This is a genomic window from Mesorhizobium sp. B2-4-17, from assembly GCF_006441275.1.
In the GTDB taxonomy this organism is placed as follows: Bacteria; Pseudomonadota; Alphaproteobacteria; order Rhizobiales; family Rhizobiaceae; genus Mesorhizobium.
This window is the reverse complement of record NZ_VFUX01000026.1, coordinates 37,022-61,848: the sequence shown is the minus strand read 5'-3', so window position 1 is coordinate 61,848 and position 24,827 is coordinate 37,022. Positions and strand designations below refer to the sequence as shown.

The 24,827-nt window shown below is 64.9% G+C and carries 22 protein-coding genes and 2 pseudogenes; 11 read left to right on the top strand and 13 right to left on the bottom strand.

The features are described from left to right. Positions 1-2: 2 nt before the first annotated feature. Both FJ548_RS20745 and FJ548_RS30855 read right to left on the bottom strand, forming a co-directional pair. Complete coding sequence (locus tag FJ548_RS20745; protein ID WP_140612533.1) at positions 3-1,382, bottom strand: glutamine synthetase family protein; 1,380 nt, start codon at positions 1,380-1,382, stop codon at positions 3-5. Between the two features lie 5 nt (positions 1,383-1,387). After that, positions 1,388-1,654 (bottom strand): annotated as a pseudogene (locus tag FJ548_RS30855) (glycosyl transferase family 1); the annotation flags it as partial. Between FJ548_RS30855 and FJ548_RS29950 the strand changes: the two are divergent. Continuing rightward, entirely contained in the window at positions 1,614-1,790 is a 177-nt protein-coding gene (locus FJ548_RS29950) for a hypothetical protein (protein WP_181168860.1), read from the top strand. The pseudogene FJ548_RS30855 and the gene FJ548_RS29950 overlap by 41 nt on opposite strands. Here FJ548_RS29950 and FJ548_RS20735 read toward each other — a convergent pair. After that, positions 1,774-2,145, bottom strand: a complete 372-nt coding sequence (locus FJ548_RS20735; RefSeq protein ID WP_246673451.1) for a hypothetical protein — start codon at positions 2,143-2,145, stop codon at positions 1,774-1,776. The two genes, FJ548_RS29950 and FJ548_RS20735, sit on opposite strands and share 17 nt — an antisense overlap. A gap of 83 nt (positions 2,146-2,228) precedes the next feature. Between FJ548_RS20735 and FJ548_RS30520 the strand changes: the two are divergent. Continuing rightward, positions 2,229-2,422, top strand: a pseudogene (locus tag FJ548_RS30520) (aldehyde dehydrogenase); the annotation flags it as partial. 109 nt (positions 2,423-2,531) lie between these two features. Next, complete coding sequence (locus FJ548_RS20725) at positions 2,532-2,975, top strand: GFA family protein (RefSeq protein ID WP_140697196.1); 444 nt, start codon at positions 2,532-2,534, stop codon at positions 2,973-2,975. A 101-nt stretch (positions 2,976-3,076) separates the two neighbouring features. Here FJ548_RS20725 and FJ548_RS20720 read toward each other — a convergent pair whose 3' ends face one another. Both FJ548_RS20720 and FJ548_RS30160 read right to left on the bottom strand, forming a co-directional pair. Beyond that, positions 3,077-5,149 (bottom strand): 3-hydroxyacyl-CoA dehydrogenase NAD-binding domain-containing protein, encoded by a 2,073-nt coding sequence (locus tag FJ548_RS20720; RefSeq protein ID WP_140778825.1) that lies wholly within the window; start codon positions 5,147-5,149, stop codon positions 3,077-3,079. A 100-nt stretch (positions 5,150-5,249) separates the two neighbouring features. Then, positions 5,250-5,684 (bottom strand): hypothetical protein, encoded by a 435-nt coding sequence (locus tag FJ548_RS30160; RefSeq protein WP_210242684.1) that lies wholly within the window; start codon positions 5,682-5,684, stop codon positions 5,250-5,252. A gap of 182 nt (positions 5,685-5,866) precedes the next feature. On the opposite strand from FJ548_RS30160, the gene FJ548_RS20705 reads away from it, so the two are divergent. Continuing rightward, entirely contained in the window at positions 5,867-6,493 is a 627-nt protein-coding gene (locus tag FJ548_RS20705; protein WP_140778824.1) for a TetR/AcrR family transcriptional regulator, read from the top strand. A gap of 221 nt (positions 6,494-6,714) precedes the next feature. Here FJ548_RS20705 and FJ548_RS20695 read toward each other — a convergent pair whose 3' ends face one another. The 4 genes from FJ548_RS20695 to FJ548_RS20680 are packed head-to-tail and all read right to left on the bottom strand — an operon-like array spanning position 6,715 to position 11,227. Continuing rightward, positions 6,715-7,662: an ABC transporter permease gene (locus FJ548_RS20695; protein WP_140697207.1), complete on the bottom strand. Its 948-nt coding sequence runs from the start codon at positions 7,660-7,662 to the stop codon at positions 6,715-6,717. A 3-nt stretch (positions 7,663-7,665) separates the two neighbouring features. Further along, entirely contained in the window at positions 7,666-8,646 is a 981-nt protein-coding gene (locus tag FJ548_RS20690; RefSeq protein WP_140778823.1) for an ABC transporter permease, read from the bottom strand. Position 8,647: 1 nt separating this feature from the next. Continuing rightward, complete coding sequence (locus FJ548_RS20685) at positions 8,648-10,165, bottom strand: sugar ABC transporter ATP-binding protein (RefSeq protein WP_140778822.1); 1,518 nt, start codon at positions 10,163-10,165, stop codon at positions 8,648-8,650. A gap of 48 nt (positions 10,166-10,213) precedes the next feature. Further along, the gene (locus FJ548_RS20680) at positions 10,214-11,227 is read right to left on the bottom strand and encodes an ABC transporter substrate-binding protein (protein WP_140612521.1); all 1,014 of its coding nucleotides are present in this window, start codon (positions 11,225-11,227) and stop codon (positions 10,214-10,216) included. A gap of 202 nt (positions 11,228-11,429) precedes the next feature. Between FJ548_RS20680 and FJ548_RS20675 the strand changes: the two genes are divergently transcribed. The 7 genes from FJ548_RS20675 to FJ548_RS20645 all read left to right on the top strand — a co-directional run bounded on the left by FJ548_RS20675 (position 11,430) and on the right by FJ548_RS20645 (position 20,420). Then, positions 11,430-13,835: a glucan 1,4-alpha-glucosidase gene (locus FJ548_RS20675; protein WP_140778821.1), complete on the top strand. Its 2,406-nt coding sequence runs from the start codon at positions 11,430-11,432 to the stop codon at positions 13,833-13,835. Between the two features lie 51 nt (positions 13,836-13,886). Beyond that, entirely contained in the window at positions 13,887-14,900 is a 1,014-nt protein-coding gene (gnd, locus tag FJ548_RS20670; RefSeq protein WP_140697215.1) for a phosphogluconate dehydrogenase (NAD(+)-dependent, decarboxylating), read from the top strand. A gap of 22 nt (positions 14,901-14,922) precedes the next feature. Beyond that, positions 14,923-16,299: a glucose-6-phosphate dehydrogenase gene (gene zwf / locus FJ548_RS20665; RefSeq protein WP_140612515.1), complete on the top strand. Its 1,377-nt coding sequence runs from the start codon at positions 14,923-14,925 to the stop codon at positions 16,297-16,299. A 15-nt stretch (positions 16,300-16,314) separates the two neighbouring features. Beyond that, positions 16,315-17,019, top strand: coding sequence for an ROK family protein (locus FJ548_RS20660; RefSeq protein WP_140778820.1), 705 nt, complete (start codon positions 16,315-16,317; stop codon positions 17,017-17,019). Between the two features lie 211 nt (positions 17,020-17,230). Beyond that, positions 17,231-17,695 carry a MucR family transcriptional regulator gene (locus tag FJ548_RS20655; RefSeq protein ID WP_140697220.1) on the top strand — a complete coding sequence of 155 codons (465 nt, stop codon included), beginning with the start codon at positions 17,231-17,233 and terminating at the stop codon, positions 17,693-17,695. 122 nt (positions 17,696-17,817) lie between these two features. Continuing rightward, positions 17,818-18,918, top strand: a complete 1,101-nt coding sequence (locus FJ548_RS20650) for a pyridoxal phosphate-dependent aminotransferase (RefSeq protein WP_140778819.1) — start codon at positions 17,818-17,820, stop codon at positions 18,916-18,918. 263 nt (positions 18,919-19,181) lie between these two features. Beyond that, a complete protein-coding gene (locus FJ548_RS20645) occupies positions 19,182-20,420 on the top strand; it encodes an MFS transporter (RefSeq protein ID WP_140612509.1) in 1,239 nt (412 codons plus the stop codon). A 17-nt stretch (positions 20,421-20,437) separates the two neighbouring features. On the opposite strand, the gene FJ548_RS20640 is transcribed toward FJ548_RS20645, so the two are convergent. Genes FJ548_RS20640 through FJ548_RS20625 form a run of 4 tightly spaced genes read right to left on the bottom strand, consistent with a single transcriptional unit; the run spans position 20,438 to position 24,767 of the window. Further along, positions 20,438-21,154: a glutamine amidotransferase gene (locus FJ548_RS20640; RefSeq protein WP_140612507.1), complete on the bottom strand. Its 717-nt coding sequence runs from the start codon at positions 21,152-21,154 to the stop codon at positions 20,438-20,440. Positions 21,155-21,172: 18 nt separating this feature from the next. Then, entirely contained in the window at positions 21,173-21,652 is a 480-nt protein-coding gene (locus FJ548_RS20635; RefSeq protein WP_140612505.1) for a TerB family tellurite resistance protein, read from the bottom strand. Between the two features lie 36 nt (positions 21,653-21,688). Next, entirely contained in the window at positions 21,689-23,290 is a 1,602-nt protein-coding gene (locus FJ548_RS20630) for a heme biosynthesis protein HemY (protein WP_140697228.1), read from the bottom strand. 10 nt (positions 23,291-23,300) lie between these two features. Further along, positions 23,301-24,767: a COG4223 family protein gene (locus FJ548_RS20625; protein WP_140697231.1), complete on the bottom strand. Its 1,467-nt coding sequence runs from the start codon at positions 24,765-24,767 to the stop codon at positions 23,301-23,303. Positions 24,768-24,827 lie beyond the last annotated feature (60 nt).

Here is a 24,827-nt window from a genome sequence, read left to right as displayed (position 1 = left end):
GATCACACCTTCAACAGCAGGTGGTCGCGTTCCCAGCTCGTCACCACGCTCTGGAACAGGTCGAGCTCGACGCTCTTGACGCGCAGATAGGTCTGGAAGAAATCCTCGCCGAGCAGCGTCCGCACCGGCTCGCAAGCCGTGAAGCGGTCGAGCGCCTCCTCCATGGTCTTCGGCAGCGTGCTCTTGATCTTGTAGGCATTGCCCGACGCCTCGGCCGAGCGCGCCAGTTTCTGTTCGACGCCGAGATAGCCGGCGAGCAGCGAACCGGCGATCGCCAGATAGGGATTGCAATCCGCGCCCGGCAGGCGGTTCTCGACTCGCCGCGCGGCACGGCCACCGGCGGGCACGCGCAAGCCGCAGGAGCGGTTGTCATGCGACCACTCGATGTTGGCTGGCGCGCTGTGGTTCGGCCGGATGCGGCGATACGAATTCACGTTCGGCGCGAACAGCGGCATGATTTCGGGGACATATTTCTGCAGCCCGCCGATGAAGTGTCCGAACATCTCGGTGTCGGCGTCATCGGTGCCGGCAAACAGCGCGTTGCCAACCTCGTCGACGATCGACATGTGCAGGTGCATCGAGCTTCCTGCCTGCGCGGCGATCGGCTTGGCCATGAAGGTGGCGTGCATGCCGCATTGCTGCGCGGCCTGGCGCGTCAGCCGCTTGAACAGCAGCACCTGGTCGGCCAGCGGCAGCGCGTCGCCATGCAGCAGGTTGATCTCCAGCTGCGCCGTGCCCGATTCGTGGATCAGCGTGTCGAGCGGCAGCCCGGCGGCCGCGGCATAGTCATAGACGCGCCTGATCACCGGCTCGAACTCCTCGAGTGCCGCCATGTCATAGGGGTGCTGCACGCCCTCGGCGCGGCCATTGGCGCCGACCGGGGCGGTCAGCGGTTTGTCCGGATCGGGATTGGGCGCGGTGAGGTAGAATTCAAGCTCCGGCGCCACGACGGCCCGCCAGCCACGCTGCCGGTAGAGGTCGAGCACGGCCCGCAGCACATGGCGCGGCGAGGCCATCCATGGCCTCCCATCCATGTGGAAGGCGTCGGCGAAGACATAGGCCTTGCCAGGCCCGGCGCCGGGCGCCAGGCACAGCGTCGAGACATCGGGCACCATGCGCATGTCCGGGTCCGAATAGGCGAAACCCTCGTCGATCGAGCCGGAATAGCGGCCGTCGATGCTGACCAGGAAGGCGCTGCTCGGCAGATAGAGCGCGCGGTCCTCCAGCGCCTTCAGGAATTTCGCCGTCGGCAGCGCCTTGCCGCGCAGCACGCCGTTCATGTCGGGCACCAGGCATTCGACTTCATTGATGCCATGCTGCGCCAGCCAGGCCTTGGGATCGTTGCCGCCGGAGAGCGAGGTGTTGGTGTTCTTGTCAAGCATTTCGTTCAATTCCGTATCAGAGAGAGTATGGCTTGCGCGGCCAAATCCGTTCCGGGTTCCAGCGCCATCCGGGCTGCATTGTCCCTCAGGGGCGCGCATGGCGTCGTCGGCCAGCAGGCCGACAATGGCTCTCTCCATACTCCTTCTGTCCAGCCGTCACGGCCGATATGGTCGCCGACGCCGGTCTCTCCGGCGCGCCACGCATTGTCATGGCCGTCCCTGCAATAGAGCATGATCAGCGACGGCATGCCGAAGCGTAGCGCCTCGCAAAAGCGCGCGCCCCGCGCACGCAACGACCGCGCAATGCCGACGCAATTCAACGCCGCGCCGAAACTGGCTTCGGGAAACAGCGCGATGGTCGGACTGGCTTTGCGCGTCAATTATTTCCTCTTCAATCGGGCCGGCTGATCATGCCGAACAGCGCGGGGGCGCCGCGGCTGGCCGCTTGCGATCGCTGGCTGCGGGAGAGCCGCAGGTGGATACGAAGCAGATCGGCAGCCACCTCATACTGCCGGTTTTCGAGATGGTCGAGTATGTTCAGGTGTTCGCGCAAAGATTGCTTCAGGCGGAACACATTGACCCCGGCATAATGCCCGGCAGCCGGCGCAACCTTAGATGATCCGACAGCGCATCGGTGAGGAAACGATTGGCACAGCCCTCGGCGATCATGCCGTGAAAATCGATGTCCAGCCGCTGGAATTCGCGCATCGAACGCGGCGTCCGGCAGCGCGGCCTGCGCCTCCACGCCCTGGCGCAACGCCACGGCCCGCATCCCGTCCAGCCGGAAGCCGGGCGTCAGGATTACCCCGGCGCCCGGTCGAGCAGATCCTCCTCCGTCGGTCTGTTAATCCCCTGATCGACAATTGCGCGCTACCCTTCGGCGGCTGGAAAGCATCCGGACTCGGCCATGAACTCGGCCGCCAGGGCTGGATGCCTTCCGCCGCTCGAAGATGGTGATCGAGCACAAGCCGGCGATCCAGGAATGGTGGTATCCCTATCCCGACAGCTGGCTCCGCGCGACCGGCGGCCGCAAGCACGTCCAGGCCACACCGGCTTTCCTTTCGAAGGCAAGCAACAGGAACCTCGGCCAGCGAGGATGGTTGTTCCCTTGAATGGTCGGCGCGGCAGGCGGTCTTCGGGAGCGACGAGATGGACGGCAGGATTGAAACGGGCGCCTGTTTTTGCGGGGCAATTGCCGCCGAGATGCAAGGCGAGCCGTTCTGGGTCTGCTCCGACCATGACGACGATTGCCGCCGGGCAATCGGCAGCCCATTGACCGTATGGGTTGGCTACCGTCCGCATCAGGTGCGGCTCACTCGTGGCCGGCCGAAGGAATTCTCCAAGACCAAGGGCATTGTGCGAACATTCTGCGGAGATTGCGGCACGTCGATCGCTTATCGCGACGAAGGGCTGAGCGACGAACTCTACGTCACGATAGGCTTTTTCGACCATCCGGAGCGGTTCAGTCCGCAAGCGCACGCCTATTGGCGCCTGAGACTGCCTTGGGTGGAATTCTCGGACGACCTGCCGCGTATCGATACCTATTCGCGGCCACGCGATCCCGCGTTCGGAAATCCTGCCGACCGTAAATAAGTGTCCTTCTACGCCTGGATCGCTTCGGTCAAAGCGCGCGAGACGGAAGCAATAGGCCGTCGCGGAGAGCGAGGCGGCGATGCAAATCGTTGGAAACGAGCTCAGCCCGCCGCGCCACCGTCCCAAGAGCCGGTTTCGGCCATTCGTTTCAGCAGCGGCGCAGGCTTGAAAACTGGCCTGCCGGTCCGCTGGTGCCAGTACTCAAGCCTTTCGACGATCCGCGCCGACCCTTCAAGCCCGGCCCAGAACATCGGGCCGCCCTTGCCGACAGGAAAGCCGTAGCCGTTGACCCAGACGACATCGATATCGGAGGCGCGTGCCGCGATCCCTTCGTCCAGAATTTTCGCTCCCTCGTTGACCAGGGGATAGAGCGTGCGCTCGATGATTTCTTCGGCGCTTATCGCACGCGGCGCGATGCCTTGCTCGGCCGCCTTGCCGCGGATCAACGCCTCCACTTCGGGGTCGGCAGCGCCCGCCCGCGCGCCCGCCTCGTAGAGGTAGAAGCCACGGCCGGTCTTCTGGCCGAAACGGCCCTGTTCGCACAGCGTGTCGGCGATTACGGCCGTCTGGCCGCGTGCCTTGCGGTTGCGCCAGCCAATGTCGAGGCCGGCGAGATCGCCCATCTGGAACGGCCCCATCGGCCAGCCGAAATCGGTGAAGGCCTTGTCGATCTGGCTGGGTGTCGCGCCCTCCAGCAGAAGCGCTTCGGATTCCGAGCCACGCGCCGCCAGCATGCGGTTGCCGACGAAACCATGGCAGACGCCGACGACGACAGCGACCTTGCCGATCCGCCGTGCCAGATCGACGGATGTCGCCAGCGCGTCGGGCGCGGTCTTTTCCGCCCGCACGATTTCCAAGAGCTTCATCACATTGGCCGGCGAGAAGAAATGCAGGCCGAGCACATCCTGCGGGCGAGAGGTCGACGCGGCGATATCGTTGATGTCGAGATACGAGGTGTTGGTGGCGAGAATCGCGCCCGCCTTGGCCACCGCGTCGAGCTTGCCGAAGATTTCCTTCTTGACCGCCATGTCTTCGAACGCCGCCTCGATGATCAGGTCGCAATCGGCGAGATCGGCGTAGTCGGTGGTGCCTTTGAACTGGGCGAGCCGCTGCCGCTTGGCCTCTTCACTCAGCGAACCACGCGAGACGGAGACGGTGTAGTTTTTCTCGATCGTGCCCAGCCCGCGCTGCAAGGCTTCATGACTGGCTTCCAGCAAGGTGACGGGAAAACCGCCATTGGCGAAGGCCATGGCGATGCCGCCGCCCATCGTGCCGGCGCCGATGACACCGACGCGGGCAATCCTGCGCTTGACGATGTCCTTGCCCGGAAGCTTTGCCGCCTCGCGTTCGGCGAAGAACAGATGGCGCTGCGCCCGCGACTGGTCGCTGGCGACCAGTTTCACGAAAAGCGCGCGCTCCGCCGCAAGCGCTTCGTCGAAGGGCAGCGTGACGGCATTGCGCACCGCCTCCGCGCAGGCGATCGGCGCTTCCAGGCCGCGGGCTTTCCGGGCGAGATCTGCTGCCTCGGCATCGAAGGCAGCAAGGTCGGTTTCCCTAAGCAGATCATTGCGATCGCGCACCGGTGTGAACGGCCCGCCCTTGCGGGCGATTTCCCGGGCGAAATTCACTGCATGCGTGGTCAGATCGCCTTCGAAGACGGCATCAACCAGCCCCGCGGCGTGCGCTTCATCGGCCCCGATCGGCGTGCCTGAAACGATCATCTTCAAGGCCTTCAATGCCCCGACCAGCCGTGGCAGCCGCACCGTGCCGCCGCCGCCCGGCAAGATGCCGAGCTTCACTTCGGGAAGGCCAAGCCTGGCGCCGGTGTCGGCGACGCGGAAATGACAGCCGAGCCCCAGCTCCAGCCCTCCGCCGAGCGCTGTGCCGTGAATGGCGGCGATCGTCGGCTTGGCGATGGTCTCGAGCAGAGCCAAAATGGCGCGCAGGTCAGGCTGCTCCACCGGCTTGCCGAACTCGGTAATGTCGGCCCCGGCTACAAAGGTCCGCCCGGCGCAGGCGAGCACGATCGCGGCAACCGAAGCGTCGTTGCGCAAGGCAACCAACGCCTGCATCAGCGGCTCGCGGACATGAAAACTCAGCGCGTTGACCGGCGGGTTGTCGATGGTGACGATGGCGACATCGCCGTCGCGGCTGACCTTCAGGGAATCGGACACGCAAAAACCTCCCAGCAACGGTGAGCGGCTGGCCGCCGCTTGAACGGGATTTATAGCGCCATGACGCGGATGGGAACCGGCCTCCAGTCTGGCACAACGATTAGTGCCGGCCGGCGGCCTCCGTTGCCATCATCTCCGGCATGGCGTCGCTGGCGGTGCGTCCGCCGCGCCAAGAGGCAAAAGCCGCGACCAGATAGAGGATCGCCGAGAAGGTGAAGGCGAAGACCAGCCCGTGCTTAAATGGTCCCGACATCAGCTCGGGGAAGAAGGCGTGGCCGGTCAGCGTGTCGATGCTCTGCTTCCGGCCGAAGGCGACAACGAGCACCGCCGTGGCGATCATGTAGCCGATGATCGCCCACAGGAGGTAATTGATGTTGCCGGGGTCGAGCGCCTTGAGGCCGATGCCGCGAAACACCGCCGGCAGGCTGATCAGCAGGATCGACCCGTTGATGGCGGCGGCGAGCATGCCGAGCGTGGTGTTGCTCAGAACCATCCATTTGTGGCTCTGCGGGCGGCTGTCAACGGCGGTATTCATGGTGGTAATAACTCTCGACGGTGCTGGCGCGGTTGCCGACAGCACTATATATGAGGATAGTCTCAGGTTTGGAAATATGAGGATGGCCTCGGAAAAAGCAAGAGCCTTATGCATGTCGCCCAAAAGTGAGCTCGGTTTTGGGATAACGACATGCATCAAAACAAAGACCGGAAGCGCGTTGCATGAATTCGGGTAGACGCGACGCGCTTTCGGTCGCGAATCCGCGTGCACCGCAGCAAAAAAGAGGGCGCGAACGGGTCGCGGCACTGATGGCGAGTGCGGCAGCGCTGTTCGTCGAGAAGGGTTTCGATGCCACGACGATGACCGAGATTGCCGCACGCGCGGGCGCGGCCATCGGCACGCTCTATCTGTTCTTCCCGACCAAGGAGGCCCTGGCACAAGCCATTCTGGCCGAGAACGCGGAAAGCCTGTCCACGCGGCTTGACGCCTTGCAGGAACGCGCCATGGGCCTGGCGCCGACAGCGATCGCCGATGCGCTGTTCGAATTGCTTGGCGATTTTCTCGCCACGCACCCGGCCTATTCCGCGCTGCTCGATCTTCCCGGCGACGAAGGCTGGCGGCGCAAGATGCGGGCCCGTCGGCGTGAGCAGATCGCCGCCCTGTTCGCGCAGGCCGAACCGCCGCTCCCCTTGGGCCAGGCCGAGCGGCTCGCCGTCATCGTACCGCAGCTAATGCGCATCCCGCTGGCACTGGTCGGCGAAAAAAGACTGCGTGACGGCGTGCTGGAGGAATTGCGGCTAATGCTGGCGCGGCATTTGGAAGTGGGGGGACGAGGTGTGACGCAGTAGCCAAAACGAAGCCGTTGCGATCCTTCCCACCCCCCTCTGTCTTGCCAGACATCTCCCCCGCAAGGGGGAGATTGGCAGTGTCAACGCTTCGCACTTTCTCACGACCTTGGAGATTGGCGGAAACGGAAGCAACGTCTGATCTCCCCCCTTGCGGGGGAGATGTCCGGCAGGACAGAGGGGGGTGCTGTCCCGCCAGCGTCACCGTTCTGCAATCGTCAGAACTATCGCAGCGCCTTCTCCCCACCTGCCACCGTGATGACGCCGACGATAATCAGCCCGGTCAGCAGCAGCCGCACGCCGGCACTCACGCCGAACGTGTTGAGCATTGTGAGCAGCAGCACCAGGAACAGTGCGGCGCCCCAGACCCCGGGCACGTTGGCCTTGCCACCCGCCACCGACGTGCCGCCGATGACGACGACGGCGATCGAGGCGAGCAGGTACTCATTGCCGATATCGACATTGGCGCCGCGGAAATAGCCGGCGAGCAGCGCGCCATCGATGCCGCCGAGCGCGCCCGACAGAGTGTAGGTGAGGAAGCGGATGCGGCCGACATTGATGCCGGCCAGCCAGGCGGCGCGGATATTCTGCCCGATCGCCAGCACGGAGCGACCATAGATCATGCGCTGCAAAGCTATGCCGGCGCCGATGGTGAACAGCACGGTCAGCATTGCCAGCACCGGAATGCCGAGAATTTGCCAATTGGTGAAATCGGCGAAGCCTGGCGGCGGCTTGATCTGCAGCCCGCGCCCATAGCTGATGTCGACCGACTGGATGATGAAGCTGGCCGACAGCGTGGCGATGATCGGCGGGATGCGCAACGCCCAGATCAACAGGTAGTTCACCGCGCCGATTGCGGCACCGCAAGCCAGCGCGGCAATCAGCCCGACCACGATCATGGAATCGCTGCCGCCCATCACCTTCATGGCGACGGCACTGGCAAGGCCGATATTGGCCGGCAGCGACAGGTCGACATTGCCCGGCCCGAGCGTGATGACGAACATCTGGCCAATGCCGACGATGACCGTGAACACGGCAAGCGACAGGGCAGCCGTGACCATGCCGCCGGCGCCATAGCCGCCGGTGAAGGCGATCGTCGCCAGCCACACCAGCAGCGCGCCGAGAAAGGACCAGATCCACGGCTTGGCGGCCAGCGACTTCACCAATGTCATCGCTCACCTCTCCCTGCGGCTGATCAGCACCCGCGCCGCCAGCACGATGATGAGGATGGCGCCGTTTGCGGCCACTTGCCAGTCGGGTGGGATGTGCATGAAGGTGAGCAGCGGAGATGCGGCCAACGCCAGCGTCAGCGCACCGATCACGGCACCGATCGGCGAGACCCGGCCGCCGACGAATTCACCGCCGCCGAGGATGACGCCGGCGATCGAAAGCAGCGTGTAGCCATTGCCGATATTGGCGTCGGCCGACGTGGTGATGCCGATCAGCGCCATGCCGGACAGCACACCGAACGCGCCGGCGAGCGCAAACAGCACGACCTTGGTCTTGAGCAGCGACCAGCCGGCGCGCCGAAGGGCTGCCGCATTGCCGCCGGAGCCGCGCAGGATCACACCGTAGGAGGTACGCATCAGGCCGAAATGGACGATGAGCCCAATCAGCAGCGCGGCGATGATCGGGAAAGGAACGAAGGGCGGTTTGAACGACAGGATCGCCAGCAGCCAATCCGGCGCCTTTCCGCCTGGTTTGGGCAGGACCAGGATCGCCAACCCTTGCCAGACGAAGCTCATGCCCAGCGTCACCACGATCGACGGCAGATTGCGTAGATGGATCAACGCGCCGAGCAGCGCATAGATGCCGATCGACCCGAGCAGGATGGCGACACCTATCAGCGGCGCGTCCTTCAGCCATGTCGCGGTGACACAGCCGGCAAATCCGACGAAGGTGCCGATCGACAGGTCGAGTTCGTTGCCGGCGATGACGAACATCTGCGCGATCGTTGCCAGCGCGATCGGGATCGCCAGGTTCAGCATCAGGCTGAAGCCGAAATAGCTGATCGCACGCGGGTTGAGCCAGGCGATGGCGAGCAGCACAAGCACCAGCGACAGCGCTGGCAGTAGCCCGCGCAGCAGTCGGGCACGTGCCGCGCTCCCGCGCGCCGGGGATGGTTTGAGACCGGTTTCCACAGTTGCCGCCGTCATCTCAGGCTGCGTCGCCGAAGGAGGACTGGATGATCTTTTCTTCGCTCAGCTCGTCGCGCGTGAGATTGGCGACGATGCGGCCGTTCTTGAAGACGTAGATGTGGTCGCAATTGTCGAGCTCTTCGGTTTCCGTTGTGTACCAGAGGAAGGTGCGGCCGCGCCGGGCTTCCTCGCGCACCAGATCGTAGACTTCGAGCTTGGTGCCGATATCGACGCCGCGCATCGGATCGTCCATCAGCACGATCCCGGCATCGGAACCCAGTGCGCGCGCAAAAAGAGCCTTCTGCTGGTTACCGCCCGAAAGCGAAAAGATGTTGTTGTTCATATCTGGCGTGCGGATGCCGATCTTCTTCTGCCACGACGCGGCGAGTTCGGCCTCGCGTCGCGGCGAGATCAGCAGCCCGTTGCGCAGGCGGGCCAGCGAGCGGATGCCGATGTTCTGCGCGATCGACCATTGCGGGAAGATGCCGTCCGACTGGCGATCGCCGGCGACCAACGCCACTGGTGCCGTTACCTCGACGCCGGCCCTGGCGCGTGACGCGGCATTGAAGATCGCCAGCAGCAGGTCGGTCTGGCCGTGGCCAGCCAGCCCGGCAAGGCCGATGATCTCGCCGGCGCGGGCGACGAGGTCAACGCCGTCCTTCTGCACGGCGGGACGCGCCCGAACCCGCAGCGGACCGGCCCCTGGCCTGGCCCCTATTTCGGCCGCCATCTTCTGGCGTGCTTCCGCCCCGCCCATCACCGCCACCAGCCGGTCGCGGTCGAAGGCCTCCGCGGCTTCCGACGCCACCACCTTGCCGTCGCGCATCACCACGATGCGGTCGGCATTTCTCAATACCTCGCCCAGCACGTGCGAGATGAGAATGCAGCTTTTGCCGCTGGCGACGAAGCGGCGCACGAAGGCCAGAAGTTGCCCAGCGGTATGGGCGTCGAGAGACGATGTCGGCTCGTCGAGGATGACGAGGTCGAGCCGGTCATGCGTGACCGTGAAGGCGCGCGCCACCTCGACCATCTGGCGCCGGCCGATCGAAAGGTCGCCGACAATGTCGGATGCGGAGATGCCGTGGCCGGGAAAGATCTCGTCGAGCTTGCCGGCGATCAGCTCGGCCGCCCTGCCGCGCCAGCCGAAGCCGGTGAGTGAGGCGTGGTTGATGCGCGTGTTTTCGGCGACGTCGAGATTGGGGCACAGCGACAGTTCCTGGAATACGCAGCGTATGCCGAGCTGCTGTGCCCTCGACACCGAGTAGTTCTCCTCGATGCCGCCATGCACGCCGATCTTGCCGCTGTCGGGCGTCGAGGTGCCGGCCACCATGTGCATCAAGGTCGACTTGCCGGCGCCGTTGTGGCCGACAAGGCCGACGCACTCGCCTGGGCCGACATGGAAATCCACCCCGCTGAGCGCCCTGACGGCGCCGAAATGCTTTTCGACACCGTCAAGTCTTACGATGTCAATATTGGCGGCGCCGAAATATTTTTCGGCGCCGTTCAGCCTGATGATGTCAGCGTTGCCTTCAGCCATGCTCAACGATACCCGCTCGGCGATATGGACGGCAACGCTGCCGCGATTTCACTTGATGTTGGCCTTGATGGCAGCGATGGCGTCTTCCTGGCTGTATTCGTGGGTGGCGACGCCGCCCTCCTTGATCTTCGGCAGGGCTGCCTCGAAATCGTCCTGGGTGAAGGCCAGATACGGCACCAGAAGGTCATGCGGAATGTCCTTGCGGCCGTCGAGCACCTGTTGTGCCACCCAGAAGGCGAGCGACGACACGCCGGGCGCGATGGATGCCGACCAGGTTTTGTAGCCGTCCTTGTCCTTCTGCTCCTTCCACCACTTCAGCTCGTCCTGCCTGTTGCCCATGATGATGGTCGGGCGCGGCTTGCCGGCTGCGGCGAAGGCCTGTGCGGCGCCATAGCCGTCGCCGCCCTGGTCGACGATGCCGACGACGTCGGGCAGCGACGGCAGGACGGTCGCCACCGCCTTCTGGGCAGTGGTCTGGTCCCAGTCGCCGGTGACCGAACCGACGATCTTGAATTCGGGATGGGCGGCGACCCCTTCGAGGATGCCGGCGTGGATGGCATCGTCGATCGAAGTGCCGGCAAGGCCACGGATTTCAAGCAGGTTGCCGCCCTTCGGCTGGAACTTGGCCATGTGCTCGACTTCCTGCTTGCCCATGTCCTTGAAGTCGACGACGACGCGGTAGGCGCAGGGTTCGGTGACGATGCCATCGAAGGAGACGACCACGATGCCGGCATCGCAGGCCTGCTTGATGGCGCCGTTGAGCGCGTCCGGCGAGGCGGCGTTGATGACGATGGCGTCATAGCCTTGCAGGATCAGGTTCTGCACCTGCGCTGCCTGCGTCGGCACTTCCTTGTCGGCGGTGGTGAACACATCGGCGGCGGCGACGATCTTGTCGTCCACCGCTTTCTTGGTGACGATGCCATAGCTGTCGAGCATCGCCTGCCGCCACGAATTGCCGGCATAATTGTTGGAGAATGCGATTTTCTTGCCGCTGGTATCGGCCAAAGCCGTACCGGCTGCGAGCACCGCTGCGAGGGTGCCCAAGACGAACAGTTTCTTCATGTCATACTCCTCCCAAGAGTTGTTGGTCGTGGCTGATTTCGATGAGGTCGTGGCTGCGTTCCTGTTTTTTATCTATTGTCAGACAAATGTAGTTGGGCGCGCTTGTCAACTGCGATCGGTAGCTGTCTGGCGATCAACTTGCGGTGCGGCGGTTGAAAAGGCTTCGGCGGATGGCTAGTCCTGCGTGCATGAGGGTGAAACCATGACGCCGACCGTCCCCCCGGGCGCACCGGGAATCCCGGCGCGCTGGACGTCCAGCGCCAAGAGCGGTGTCGGGTCGGCGCTTTCCCGGGACAGCCAAGTGTGGTTCACCATCAGCCACGGCATCCTGAACGAGATCTACTATCCGCGCCTCGACAGCGCCTGCACGCGCGACCTTGGCCTGATCGTCACTCGCCCCGGCAACTATTTCTGTGAAGAAAAGCGCGACGCCACGCATGCCATCGAACCGTTCGAGGCCGGCGTTCCCGCCTACAGGCTGGTCAACACGGCTGACGACGGCGCCTGCCGGATCGAGAAGCGCATCCTTGCCGATCCGGCCCGCCCGGCCTTGCTGCAGGAGATCACCTTCACCCCGCTCATGGGCGCTGTCGCCGACTACCGGGTCTACGCGCTCCTGGCGCCGCATCTGGTCAATGCCGGCATGGGCAACACCGCTTGGGTCGGCGACCATGAGGGGAAGCCCGTGCTGTTCGCCACGGGACGTGGCACCAGCCTGGCGCTGGCCTCGTCGCTGTCGTGGCGAGACTGTTCGGCCGGCTATGTCGGCTTCTCCGATGGCTGGCAGCAGCTTCACAACACCGGCGCACTCGATCCGGCTTGCCAGCGCGCCGAGGACGGCAATGTCGCGCTGACCGGCGAGATCGGTTTTACCGCTGCCAGGACAAAGGCCGTGCTGGCCTTGGGATTTGGCGCAACACCCGAAGAGGCCGCCGAAAATGCCTTCGGCAGCCTGAAGCGGGGCTTTGAGCCCGCGGCGAAATCCTGCGTCAAGACGTGGCGTAAATGGCAGGCGGGACTGCTGCCGCTGGACCGGCATGGCGAGGTCAACAGCTATCGCGTCTCCACAGCTGTCTTGGCAACGCACCGCTCGATCGCCATTCCGGGTGCGGCGGTCGCCAGCCTGTCCATCCCCTGGGGCTTCAACAAGGGCGATGACGATCTTGGCGGCTACCATCTGGTCTGGCCGCGCGATCTGGTCGAAACGGCGGGCGGCTTCCTTGCCGCCGGCGACGCCGCTTCGGCGTTGCAGATCCTCGGCTATCTCCGCTCCATCCAGCAGCCCGACGGCCACTGGCCGCAAAATGCCTGGCTCGACGGGTCGGCCTATTGGCCCGGCATCCAGATGGATGAATGCGCCTTTCCGCTGCTGCTCGCCGACGCCTTGCATCGCGCCGGCCATTTGCCGCGCGCCAGGCTGAAAACCTTCCTGCCGATGATCGAATGCGCCGCCGCTTACGTCGTGCGCAACGGACCGGTCACTGGCGAGGATCGCTGGGAAGAGGACGCCGGCTACAGCCCGTTCACACTGGCCGTCGAGATCGCCGCCCTGCTTGCCGGTGCCGACCTGGTCGACGCCTGCGGCGAGAAGGCGGCCGCCGCCTATCTGCGCGAGACCGCCGATGGCTGGAACGACCAGGTCGAGCGCTGGACCTATGTCACCGCCACGGGCATCTGCAAGGCGGTCGGCGTCGAAGGCTACTACGTCCGCATCGCACCGCCCGACAGCGCCGATGCCGGTTCGCCGAAGGACGGCTATGTGCCAATCAAGAACCGGCCGCCAGGCGACACCGACAGGCCCGCCCAGGAAATCGTCAGCCCGGACGCGCTGGCGTTGGTGCGCTTTGGCCTGAGGGCCGCCGACGATCCCCGCATCGTCGATACGGTCAAGGTCATCGACGCGCGATTGCGCTGCGAGCTGCCGCAAGGGCCGCTCTGGTACCGCTACACCAGCGACGGCTATGGCGAGCACGACGATGGCGCGCCCTTCGACGGCACCGGACAGGGCCGCCCCTGGCCGCTTCTGGCCGGCGAACGCGCCCATTACGAGCTGGCGGCAGGGCGCAAGGACAAAGCGGCCGAGCTGCTGGCGGCAATGGAACGATCGGCCGGGCCAGGCGGCCTGTTGCCGGAGCAGGTCTGGGACGGCACCGACCTGCCCGAGCGCGAATTGCTGCGTGGTGGCCCCTCGGGCAGCGCCATGCCCCTGGTCTGGGCGCATTCCGAGCACATCAAGCTTCTGCGCTCGCTACGCGACGGGGCGGTCTTCGACATGCCGCCGCAAGGCGTGAAGCGCTACATCGAGGACGAGACCGTATCGCCGTTCCGGACCTGGCGCTTCAACAACAAGATCCGCGCGCTGTCCGCCGGCAAGACGCTGCGCGTCGAATTGCTGGCAGCCGCGACCGTCCGCTGGAGCACCGACAATTGGGCAACCGCCCGTGACAGCCAGACAGCGGAAAATGCTTTCGGCATCCATCTTGTCGATCTGCCCACGGCAAGCCTACCCAACGGCAGCATGCTCATCTTCACTTTTTTCTGGCCCGGGACCGGCGATTGGGAGAATGTCGATTTCTCCGTCATGTCAGGCGCTCAGGGCAGCCAATAGACCCTTCCTCGATAAATCCAGCAAATCCTCCAAGAAACAGGGACGAAGACCATGCAGATCGGAATGATGGGACTGGGCCGGATGGGCGCCAACATGGTCCGGCGCCTGATGCGCGACGGCCATGAATGCATCGTCTACGACATCAACCCGGCCAGCGTCGCCGCCCTGGTGGCCGACGGCGCCTTGGGAGCGGCATCCCTGACGGAATTCGTCGGCAAACTCGCCAAGCCGCGCTGTGTGTGGCTGATGCTGCCGGCAGCGATCACCGGCAAGATCATCGATCAGGTCGCGGCCCTGATGGAGCCCGGAGACATCGTCATCGACGGCGGCAATTCCTACTATCACGACGCCGTCGACCAGGCCGCGAAACTCGCCCCCAAGGGTATCCATCTCGTCGATGTCGGCACCAGCGGCGGCGTCTGGGGCCTGGATCGCGGCTACTGTCTGATGATCGGCGGTCCCGACGTGGCGGTGCAGCACCTCGATTCGGTCTTTGCCACGCTGGCGCCGGGCGCCGATGCCGGTTCCAATCCGCCCAAGGATGCCGGCACCGCGCCCTTCGGGTACCTGCATTGCGGGCCGAGCGGAGCCGGCCACTTCGTCAAGATGGTGCACAACGGCATCGAATATGGCGTCATGGCCGCCTATGCCGAAGGCATGAACATCCTGAAATCGGCCAACGCCGGCAAAAGGCAACGCACCGCGGACGCCGAGACCAGCCCGCTGGAAAACCCGCAATACTACCAGTTCGACATCGACCTTCCCCAAGTGGCCGAGGTCTGGCGGCATGGCAGCGTCATCGGCTCCTGGCTGCTCGACCTCACCGCCGGCGCGCTGAAGAGCGACCCGGCGCTGGCGCAGTTCGGCGGCCGGGTTTCGGATTCCGGCGAAGGCCGCTGGACACTGAAGGCGGCGATCGACACCGGCGTGCCGGCGCCGGTTCTGTCCTCGGCCCTGTTCGACCGCTTCTCCTCGCAGGGCGAATCCGAATTCGCCGACAAGCTGTTGTCGGCCATGCGCTACGCGTTCGGCGGCCACGTCGAAAAGCCGAAGGCAGGCAAGTGACGCCAAAGCGGGAGACGCACGCATGAGTCAGGAACGATCCGATACGCTGGTGCTCTTCGGGGCGACCGGCGACCTCGCCCACAAGAAGATATTTCCAGCCCTTTACCAGATGGTCGCCAAGGGTACGCTCACCGAGCCGGTGATCGGCGTTGCCTTCGACGCCTGGGACTTGAAGCAGTTGCAGGACCGCGCCCGCGACGGCATCGTCAACACGCTGGGCAAGGTCGACGAGAGGGTGTTCGCCAAGCTGGCGTCGCTGCTGCGCTATGTCAGCGGCGATTATCGCGATCCGGCGACGTTCGAGAAGCTGAAGACGGCGCTCGGCAGCGCCCAGCGGCCGCTGCACTACATGGCCGTTCCGCCGACGATGTTCGAGACTGTCGTGCAAGGGCTTGAACAATCCGGCACCGCGCATGGCGCCCGACTGATGGTGGAAAAGCCGTTCGGCCACGATCTGCAGTCGGCGCGCTGGCTGAACCGGGTGCTCCACCTTGTGTTCGACGAACAGTCGATCTTCCGCATCGACCACTATCTCGGCAAGGAAGCGATCCAGAACCTGCTCTATTTTCGCTTCGCCAATTCCCTGCTCGAGCCGATCTGGAACCGAAATTTCGTCGAGAGCGTGCAGATCACCATGGCCGAGGATTTCGGCATCGAGGGGCGGGGCCGGTTCTATGACGATGTCGGTGCCATCCGCGACGTGATCGAGAACCATCTGCTCAACATCCTGCTGCTGTTGGCCATGGAGCCGCCGGTCGGCCGCTCCGCCGACGACCTCATCGACGAGAAAGTGCAGGTGCTGCGGGCGATCCGGACCTTGACCAGGGACGATGTCGTGCGCGGCCAGTTCAAGGGCTATCTTGCCGAGCCAGGCGTCAAGCCGAACTCGCCGGTCGAAACCTTCGCGGCGGTGCGCTTCTTCGTCGACACCTGGCGCTGGCAGGACGTGCCGTTCTTCATCCGCGCCGGCAAGAACATGCCGGTGCATGTCACCGAGGTGGTGGTGCGGCTGAAGCGGCCGCCGCTCGACGTTTTCGATCCGATCAAGCCCGCCGACCAGAATTACGTGCGCTTCCGCATCGACCCGCAGGTGATGATCGCCATCGGCGCCCAGCGCAAGGCTTCCGGCGACGACATGATCGGCGAGCAGGTCGAGTTGACGGCGCTGGACGACAGCAAGGGCGACATGCCTCCCTACGAACGGCTGATCGGCGACGCCATGAACGGCAACGGCCAGCTCTTCACCCGCCAGGACGCGGCCGAGCTTGCCTGGCGCATCGTCGGTCCGGTGCTGGGCGACACCACGCCGCCGCATCTTTACGAGCCGAAGACCTGGGGGCCGGCGGACGCCATGGCCGGCTTCGGGCCGCCCAATGGCTGGATCGACCCGGTGGCGTGAGTGGAGCGGACACGGATGGCCAAGGCGGTGAAGCAACCAGCATCGGGCACGGACAAGGTCGTGCTGGCGATCGACATTGGCGGCTCGCACGTCAAGATCCTGACCAGCGCCGGTGGTGCGGAGCGCCGGGCCGATTCCGGCCCGGGCCTGACGCCACAGCAGATGATCGAAACGGTGAGAAAGCTGGCCGAGGGCCTGTCCTATGACGTGGTATCGATGGGCTATCCCGGTCCGGTCCGTCACGACAAGCCGACGCGTGATCCCATGAATCTCGGCAAGGGCTGGGCCGGCTTCGACTTCGCCGCGCAGTTCGGCAAGCCGGTCAAGGTGGTCAACGACGCGCTGATGCAGGCCATCGGCAGTTATGAGGGCGGCCGGATGCTGTTTCTCGGTCTCGGGACGGGCCTCGGTGCGGCGATGATCCTCGACAACGTCACCCAGCCGATGGAACTCGCTCATCTTCCCTACAGGAAAGGCGGCAGTTTCGAGGACTATATCGGCGAGCGCGGCCTGCAAAAGCGCGGCAAGAAGAAGTGGCGCGGCTACGTCTTCGACATCGTCGACCGGCTCCGCGCAGCCATGCAGCCCGATTATATCGTCATCGGTGGCGGCAATGTCGACAAGCTCGACCAACTGCCCGCCAACAGCAGGCGCGGCGACAACACACGGGCCTTCGAAGGCGGCTTTCGTCTATGGCGAGACAAGGCCTTGATCGTCTGATATTATTACAGTTTAGTATAGTCGTTCAAAATAACGTGTGATGCCGCGCTAAATCATTGCCTTGGGCAGATTTGCCGACTAGGAATTCCGCCGCACTGCCGGCGTGCTCCCACGGATACACCAAAGACGATTCGGCATTTTTGATTTTGTGCCTCGTCCTTTCGAAACCGATCCCGATTTTCGAGGCCGTGCGCCATAGACGGAGGAAAGATTGAACGACGATAGCAACGACGCTCGCAAGGACATCGACCTTCTCGAGCTCACCGCCCATATCGTGTCCGCTTACGTCGAGAAGAATCGCCTGCCCGCCTCCGGCCTGGCCGACCTCATCGCCAGCGTCGCCACCTCGATCGGCGGGCTCGGCAAGCCGGCCGTTCCGGTGGCCGCGCCGCTGGTTCCAGCGGTCAATCCCAAGAAGTCGGTGACGCCGGATTTCATCATCTGCCTTGAAGACGGCAAGAAGTTCAAATCGTTGAAGCGTCATCTGGGCGTGCATTTTGGGCTGACGCCGGATGCCTATCGCGCCAAATGGGGTCTGCCGGCGGACTATCCGATGGTCGCTCCCAACTACGCGGCCTCGCGCTCGCAATTGGCGAAGTCGATCGGCCTCGGTCGCAAGGCAGCCGCGCCGGCACCCGCCAAGGCCAAGGGCCGGAAGGCCAAGGTTTCGGCCTGAGCAATTCAGCGCTGAGCCGATATTTAGGAAGACTGGATCAGAAGCCTGCCGGCGAAACCGCCTTGGCAGGCTTCCTGTTTTTGTGGCTTGGATAGACCAGACAAGATGATCTGGGGGAAGCCATGAACTACACCAGGATGGTGATCGAGAAGGAAGCGCCGGAGGAGTACGGCTATGACCGTATCCGCTACAATCTCTCCGAAAGCTCGATCGCCGACCAGAAGCTCTCCGACATCGGCCTGTCGCTGCCTGACCTTACGCTCTTTTATGGCGAGCATCGCGGCGACAAGGAATTGCGCGCGCTGATCGCGGCGCAGGATGCCGGCATTTCGCCCGATGACGTGCTGGTCACCGCCGGGGCCGCCGGGGCGCTCTTCATCATCTCGACTTCGCTTTTGTCGGCGAGCGACCACCTCGTCGTCATCAGGCCCAACTATGCCACCAACATCGAAACCCCACGGGCGATCGGCTGCGCCATCAGCTTTGTCGATCTGGCCTTCGAGGACGGCTTTGCCATCGATGTCGAGGCCATCAAGGCGGCGATACGGCCGGACACCAGGCTGATCAGCGTCACCTGCCCGCACAACCCGACCGGCACGATGATGTCGCGCGCCGATCTCGACGCACTGGTGGCGCTCGCCGACGCCAGCGCCTGCCATCTGCTGGTCGACGAGACTTATCGCGATTTGTCCTATGGCACGAGGCTGCCTTCGGCGGCCTCGCTCAGCCCGCGTGCCATCAGCGTCTCGTCGCTGTCGAAGGCCTTCGGCATTCCCGGCATCCGCATCGGCTGGCTGGTCACCAGGGATGCGGCACTTCAGGAGACGTTCCTCGCCGCCAAGGAGCAGATCGGCATCTGCGGCAGCGTCATCGACGAAGCCATTGCGCGTGGCATGCTGGAGCGGCGCGATACCTTCCTGGCGACGCTGCTGCCCGAAATGGCGAAGCGGCGCGACATCGTCCAGGTCTGGATCGACCGCGAACCGCTGGTCGACTGGGTGCGGCCAGAGGGCGGCGTCGTCGGCTTCCCGCGCCTCAATGTCGAGCCCGACTTCGACCTCGACCGATTCTATGCGAAGCTGCTGGAAAGCCACGGCACCTATGTCGGATCAGGCCATTGGTTCGAGATGCCGAAGCGCTTCTTCCGCGTCGGCTTCGGCTGGCCCGCGGAGGCGGAGCTGCGAGGCGGGCTCGATGCCATTTCGGCTGCCTTGCGTGGATGAACATGACGTGCGATCCGCCGGACAGGCCGGAAAATCCTTGATCCGGGATTGATTTTAACGCACATCCCGCTGCGAACTTTGCTAAAAGTTCCATTGGTCGGACCAGCGCCCGTCGTGCAAGTGCCCCGCCGGCATCGCATCGGCGCGAAAATCTGTTCCGATTTTCGGAAAAGCACGATGCGGGAACCAACAGTGCTGGAGCGTACTTTGTGCGTTCGATTGGATGCACGTCGCTCCAGTGCCATCGCAATGGGGCTCTATTCATGACTGCCGCACAAACTTCGCCGGACCAGCGCTACGCCGCGTTTCGGCACCGTCCGTTCCTCAGCTACTGGACGGCACGCTTCCTCACCACCTTCGCGACCATGATCGTGTCGGTCGCCGTTGGCTGGCAGATTTATGACCTGACGCGCGATCCATTCGACCTCGGCATCGTCGGCATTGTCCAGTTCCTGCCGTCACTGCTTTTGGTGCTGGTCACCGGCGTCGTTGCCGACCGCTTCGGCCGTCGGCTGATCATGACGCTGTCGACGCTGATCGAGGCTGGCTGCGCATTGGCTCTGCTGTTCCTGACGCTGAACGTCCTTACCAGCCCGTTGCCGATCTTCGCCGTGCTCGTCGTGTTCGGAATTGCCCGCGCCTTCTACGGGCCGGCATCGTCGTCGCTGTTCGCCAATCTCGTGCCGCAGGAGGATTTCGCCAACGCGATCGCTTGGAATTCGTCCGCCTGGCAGACGGCGACCATCATCGGTCCGGTTGCCGGCGGCCTGCTCTATGGCGTCTCGGCCGAAGTGGCTTATGCCACAGCGGCGATCCTGATGCTCGCTGCGGCGTTGCTCATCTTCACCATCCCGAAGCCCGCCCAGCAGACGTCGACCGACAAGCCCACCATGCAGACATTGTTTGCCGGCTTCCGTTATATATGGGGCGAGAAGATCGTGCTCGGCGCCATCTCGCTCGACCTTTTTGCCGTGCTTCTGTCCGGCGCCTCGGCGCTGCTGCCGGTCTATGCCCGCGACATTCTGGAACTTGGCCCCTGGGGGCTCGGCTTGCTGCGTTCCGCGCCAGGCATTGGGGCCATTTGCGTCGCGGTGTGGCTGGCCGGGCACCCGATCCGCAACCATGCCGGCAAGATCATGCTCGGCTTCGTGGCGGCGTTCGGCGCCTTCACCGTGCTGTTTGGTCTGTCGACCCTCACATCGCTGTCGATCGTGGCGCTTGCCTTCCTCGGCGCCACCGACATGTTCAGCGTCTACATCCGGGAGACGCTGATCCAGCTATGGACCCCGGACGCGGTGCGCGGGCGCGTCAACGCCGTCAACCAGGTTTTCGTCGGCGCTTCCAACGAGCTCGGCGAATTCCGCGCCGGCACCATGGCGGCGCTGATCGGCACCGTTCCGGCAGTCGTGATCGGCGGCGTCGGCGCCATCGCGGTAGCCGGCCTGTGGGCTTACCTGTTCCCTCAGCTGCGCAAGGTTCGTCACCTCAACGGCCGCAACTGACGCGCAACGCCGTAATCCTACGGCACCGCCGGCCTGCCGAAGACCATGCGCAGGAACTCATCCAGCCAGCGCTTCAAATGCATGTCCCAGATCAGCCGGCCGCCGAGATGATCGCGGCCGGGCTGCGCGCCTGGCAGCTCGAAGCGGTGCGCGCCGCGCACCACCCAGCGCTGCATCATCACCCTTGTGAGTTCGCCGTGGAACTGGATGCCCCAGGCATTGTCGCCGTAGCGGAAGGCCTGGTTGGGATAGGTTTCCGCCGTCGCCAGCAAGGTCGCGTCCCTGGGCAGCGAAAAACCTTCGCGATGGAACTGGTAGACCATTTCGGGCCAGTGCATCAGCTTCTTGCCAGCCTCGGTGGCCGTGAGCGGATACCAGCCGATCTCGACCAGCCCTTCGCCGTGACCCTCGACCTTGCCGCCGAGATGATTGACCAGCATCTGCGCGCCAAGGCAGATGCCCAGCAGCGGCCGGTTTTCCCGGAGCGGAACTTCGAGCCAACTGGTTTCGCGGCGGACGAACTCGTCCTCGTCATTGGCGCTCATCGGCCCGCCGAACACCACGGTGCCGGCATGATGGTCCAGTGTTTCCGGCAGAACATCGCCCAGCGGCGGGCGGCGGATGTCGAGGTCAAAGCCCTCTTCGAGCAGCATATGGCCGACGCGTCCGGGGCTCGAATTCTCCTGATGCAGCACGATCAGGATTTTTGGATTCGACCTCGTTGTGCGCGGCATCGGCAGGCGAATTCCCGTCTATTCGTCGCTCGATGTCCCACGGGCGCCCGGCGCCTGCGCCGCCGCCTTGCGGCGCGTCTCGATCCGGTCGTGGCGCTCGACGCCGATCAGCTCGGCGACGCGCCAGACCGTATTGTCCTCGAGCTCGTGCAGTTCGCCATCGGCATAGACGATCTCCCACATCAGGCCGATGAACGCCTTGCGTCCCTCGGCGTCGAGATGCCGCTTGAGCACGCTGGTGAAGGCATAGAGGTCGATTGCCTCATTGTCGGCGCGTTCGCCGGCGGCGGCGAGCGCTTCGAGTTCGGCGCCGCTGATCGAATAGGTCTGCGCCAGCACCGCCTTGAAGCGCTCCCATTCGACATCCTGGCGCACGCCGTCGGCATTCATCACATGATAGAGCAGTGCCGATGCGGCGACGCGCGGATCATCCGCGCTCGGGCGGATCCCGGCGCCGGTCGGCAATTCCCTGAGAAACGACAGCACGCGCTCGAACATCAATCCATTCCCAAACGGCCAGACGACTGGCCCAGATCAAAACAGCCGGAAGCGGCGCGGTGACTTTCCCGCCTCGTCGTCCGGATCGACGCCCGGATCGTCCGGCAACCGCGTCAGCTCTTCCGCCGGCTCGACGGCCTCGGCACCGGCCGGCACCGCCGCGAACGCCGCGGCGGTGACAGGGGTGACATGGTCGTCGCGGCTTTCGGTTTCCTTGCTTGTCGCCTCGTTGGCCTGGGCGACATGATCGATGACGTCGATCGGCTTTTCCGGCACCGGTTTGGCTGGCGCCTCGATTGCCGCGACCGCTCCATCCGGCGCGTCGTCGTGGCTGTCGATCAGCTGGCCGAGGCGCTCCATCGGGGCGCGCCACTCGAAGGCGTCGAGCCGGCCGGTGATGGGCGATACCGGCGCCCAACGTTCCGAAACCACGCCATCCGCCACCCAGGCCGGGTCGCGCGGCGCCCGCACTGCCTTGGAGAGCAGCTGCCTGACCTTGCCCTGGTCACCGGTCTCGGCTTCCTCGATATCGGCGAGGAGCAGATACGCGCCCTCGCGCCGGTCCATCCGGATCGCGGCCTCGGCCTCGCGGCGGGCGGTGGCGAAATCCTGCGCATCGAGTGCCGCGCGCGCCACAGTCATCGACGATTCGGCGTGGTTCCTCTTCATCTCCTGCAGTTTCTTGGCCCGGTTGAGCCGGTCGAGCACGGCGTCACCCGGCCGCGCATGGGTGTAGAGCTCGGCGATCTCGGGATGCGGCTCGGTCCGCCAGGCCGTTTCCAGGATCTTCGATCCCTTGCGCACGTCGTTCTGCTTGAACAGCGCGGCGGCGGCGGCGACGGCGGCAGGCGCGAAATCCGGCCGCAGTCTGTTGGCCTCGATTGCCGCTGTCCTGGCGGCGGCGGGATCGCTGTCGGCAAGCGATTGCGCCTTGGCGGTCAACAGCACGGCGCGGCGGCGGCTGGCCGCGTCGCGTTCGATCTGCCGCGTCGACTTCTGCGCCTCGACCAGCTTCAGGGCGCCGTCCCAGTCGCCGCGCGCGGTCAGCTCCTCCAGCGTCGATTCGGCCGCCCAGGCCAGTTGCGGCGCCATCACCGCGGCACGGCCGGCATAGTGCCGGGCGGCGTTGCGGTCGCCCAGGCGTTCAGCTTCCAGATAAAGCCCACGCAGGCCGAGCAGCCGCATTTCGGGATCGTCGAGCATGCTCTCGAATTTCTGCCGCGCGCCTTCATGGTCGCCTTCGAGCAGCGACGCCTGTGCCTCGAGCAGATGGATCAACGGTTCCTGGTCGGAGCGGATCAGCTTGGCCGCTTCCTTGGTCTTCTTGCGGGCCAGCGCGCCGTCGCCGGCGCCGGCGGCGATCATGCCGGTCGACAGCGCCTGATAGCCACGGTCGCGGCGGCGCACGCGGAAATAGCGCGAGATGGTGTAAGGGCTGTTCCACAGCGACCTGATCAGCCACCACAGGATCATCACCGCGGCGACGACAGCGACGACGGCCACCGCCGCCACCATCAGGCTGACCTGGTACTGATAGCCGTTGAAGGTGACGACCATGTCGCCCGGCCGGTCGGCAAGCCAGGCGAAGCCCAGCCCAAGCGCGAAAACGACGATGAGGAAGGCGAGCAGGCGGATCATCGTGTTGCCCTCATGCCTTCATCGCGCCGGAGATCAGCGTGTCGACCTGGGTTTCGACCTCGATGCGCGCCTTCAGTTTGCCGGCAAAGTCGGCGCCGGCGGCCTTCGCGGCTTCCGGCAGTGCGTCGTATTCGCTGAGCGCCTTGGCATAGTCGCCCTGCTTGACCGCCACTTCCATGCGCGCCACGGTTTCCGGCGCGCCGGGACCTTGGACGGCGCCGATCGGCCGGACCTTGACCAGCGATTCGGCGCTCGACATCAGGCTCTGCAAAAAGCCGGCGTTCTGGTCGACAGGCGTCGCGGCGGCGACCATGGCATTGGCGGCGGCGTCCATCTGCGAGGCGATCTCGGTGCGGGTCGGAACCCCCTTTTCGGCATAGGGCCGCAAGGTCGCCAGTTGCGACGCATTGGGCGAAATCGCGGCCAGCGTATCGAGTTCGGTCGCGAACGGCGCGCCACGGTCGAGCGCTGCCTTCAGCGCCGAGGCGGCGATGGCGAGCGCGATCTTCGGCTGTCCCGCCTGCGCCTCGACCTTGCCGGAAAGCTGCGACACCGACTGCTCCAGCGCGGCGAGCCGGCCTTCCTGCGCCTTCGCCGCCTCGTCGGTCGACTTCACCAGCGCATCGAGACCCGCCAGCTTTTCGTTGAGCGGGCCGAGATCGACCGGCGCCGCATTGCCGGCCTTGCCTAGGGCGGCGACCGCCGTTTCGATCTGCTTGACCTTGTCGCCGAGTGCGGCAAGCCCGGCGCTGTCACCCGAGCCGCCCTGTGCGACCGTCGATTTCAACGTCGCGACATCCTTCTTGACCTGATCGAGTGCGGCCGACAGGCCGTCAACCTTGGCCGAGGCGTCGCCACCGCCCGCTTCCTTCATGCCGGCGATTTCAGACTTCAGCGAGGCGATCTGGCCGTTGACTCCGTCGCGTGAAACACCGGCGCCTGAACCCGGCGCGCCGAGCAGGCCGGCGAACTGCAGGCCGCCGGCGCCGACCAGTGCGATGACACCCCCGATGATGCCGGCAGCGATGCCGTTGACGCCGCCACGCTTCGGCTGTGCCGCCATCGATTCGCTCCTTGCCTCGGTTTTTCCGGCAGCCGCGTTGGTCTCGCCGGCCTTCGTGCTTGCGTCCTCAAAGCTGTAGTCGAAGGGCTTGGCGGGCGGCGCCTCCGAACCGGGGTAAGGCATCTCCGGTTCCGCGGCCTTGGTCGCCGCATTCGCCGGCGCATCTGCTCCAGCCTGCCCCGTGGCGTCGGCATGCTCCCAAGGTTCGAGATCGGTCTGGTCAGCATGCACCGGCTCTTCCGGAGCTTCCGGCTGCGAGGCGTTCGCGGCTTCCTCGGCCTTCGCCTCGTCGGTCTGGGCCGCGTCCTTGGCGGCATCCTCGTCGACGATGCGGGACACGGCGCCGGGCTCGAGATCGATGGTCACCGGCTCGCGGCGGCTTTTCGAGTGTCGCATCTTCGGCGTCTTGACCATGCCTGGGCTCCGCAAAATTCGCTTCGTCTCAACGCCTGGTGGCGCGTGATGGTTCAGAAG

Coding starts and splice junctions, on each gene's coding strand:
- FJ548_RS20745 (WP_140612533.1), bottom strand. CDS start 1,382: ATGCTTGACAAGAACACCAACACCTCGCTCTCCGGCGGCAACGATCCC.
- FJ548_RS29950 (WP_181168860.1), top strand. CDS start 1,614: ATGATCAGCGACGGCATGCCGAAGCGTAGCGCCTCGCAAAAGCGCGCG.
- FJ548_RS20725 (WP_140697196.1), top strand. CDS start 2,532: ATGGACGGCAGGATTGAAACGGGCGCCTGTTTTTGCGGGGCAATTGCC.
- FJ548_RS30160 (WP_210242684.1), bottom strand. CDS start 5,684: ATGAATACCGCCGTTGACAGCCGCCCGCAGAGCCACAAATGGATGGTT.
- FJ548_RS20705 (WP_140778824.1), top strand. CDS start 5,867: ATGAATTCGGGTAGACGCGACGCGCTTTCGGTCGCGAATCCGCGTGCA.
- FJ548_RS20695 (WP_140697207.1), bottom strand. CDS start 7,662: ATGACATTGGTGAAGTCGCTGGCCGCCAAGCCGTGGATCTGGTCCTTT.
- FJ548_RS20690 (WP_140778823.1), bottom strand. CDS start 8,646: ATGACGGCGGCAACTGTGGAAACCGGTCTCAAACCATCCCCGGCGCGC.
- FJ548_RS20685 (WP_140778822.1), bottom strand. CDS start 10,165: ATGGCTGAAGGCAACGCTGACATCATCAGGCTGAACGGCGCCGAAAAA.
- FJ548_RS20680 (WP_140612521.1), bottom strand. CDS start 11,227: ATGAAGAAACTGTTCGTCTTGGGCACCCTCGCAGCGGTGCTCGCAGCC.
- FJ548_RS20675 (WP_140778821.1), top strand. CDS start 11,430: ATGACGCCGACCGTCCCCCCGGGCGCACCGGGAATCCCGGCGCGCTGG.
- gnd (WP_140697215.1), top strand. CDS start 13,887: ATGCAGATCGGAATGATGGGACTGGGCCGGATGGGCGCCAACATGGTC.
- zwf (WP_140612515.1), top strand. CDS start 14,923: ATGAGTCAGGAACGATCCGATACGCTGGTGCTCTTCGGGGCGACCGGC.
- FJ548_RS20660 (WP_140778820.1), top strand. CDS start 16,315: ATGGCCAAGGCGGTGAAGCAACCAGCATCGGGCACGGACAAGGTCGTG.
- FJ548_RS20650 (WP_140778819.1), top strand. CDS start 17,818: ATGAACTACACCAGGATGGTGATCGAGAAGGAAGCGCCGGAGGAGTAC.
- FJ548_RS20645 (WP_140612509.1), top strand. CDS start 19,182: ATGACTGCCGCACAAACTTCGCCGGACCAGCGCTACGCCGCGTTTCGG.
- FJ548_RS20640 (WP_140612507.1), bottom strand. CDS start 21,154: ATGCCGCGCACAACGAGGTCGAATCCAAAAATCCTGATCGTGCTGCAT.
- FJ548_RS20635 (WP_140612505.1), bottom strand. CDS start 21,652: ATGTTCGAGCGCGTGCTGTCGTTTCTCAGGGAATTGCCGACCGGCGCC.
- FJ548_RS20630 (WP_140697228.1), bottom strand. CDS start 23,290: ATGATCCGCCTGCTCGCCTTCCTCATCGTCGTTTTCGCGCTTGGGCTG.
- FJ548_RS20625 (WP_140697231.1), bottom strand. CDS start 24,767: ATGGTCAAGACGCCGAAGATGCGACACTCGAAAAGCCGCCGCGAGCCG.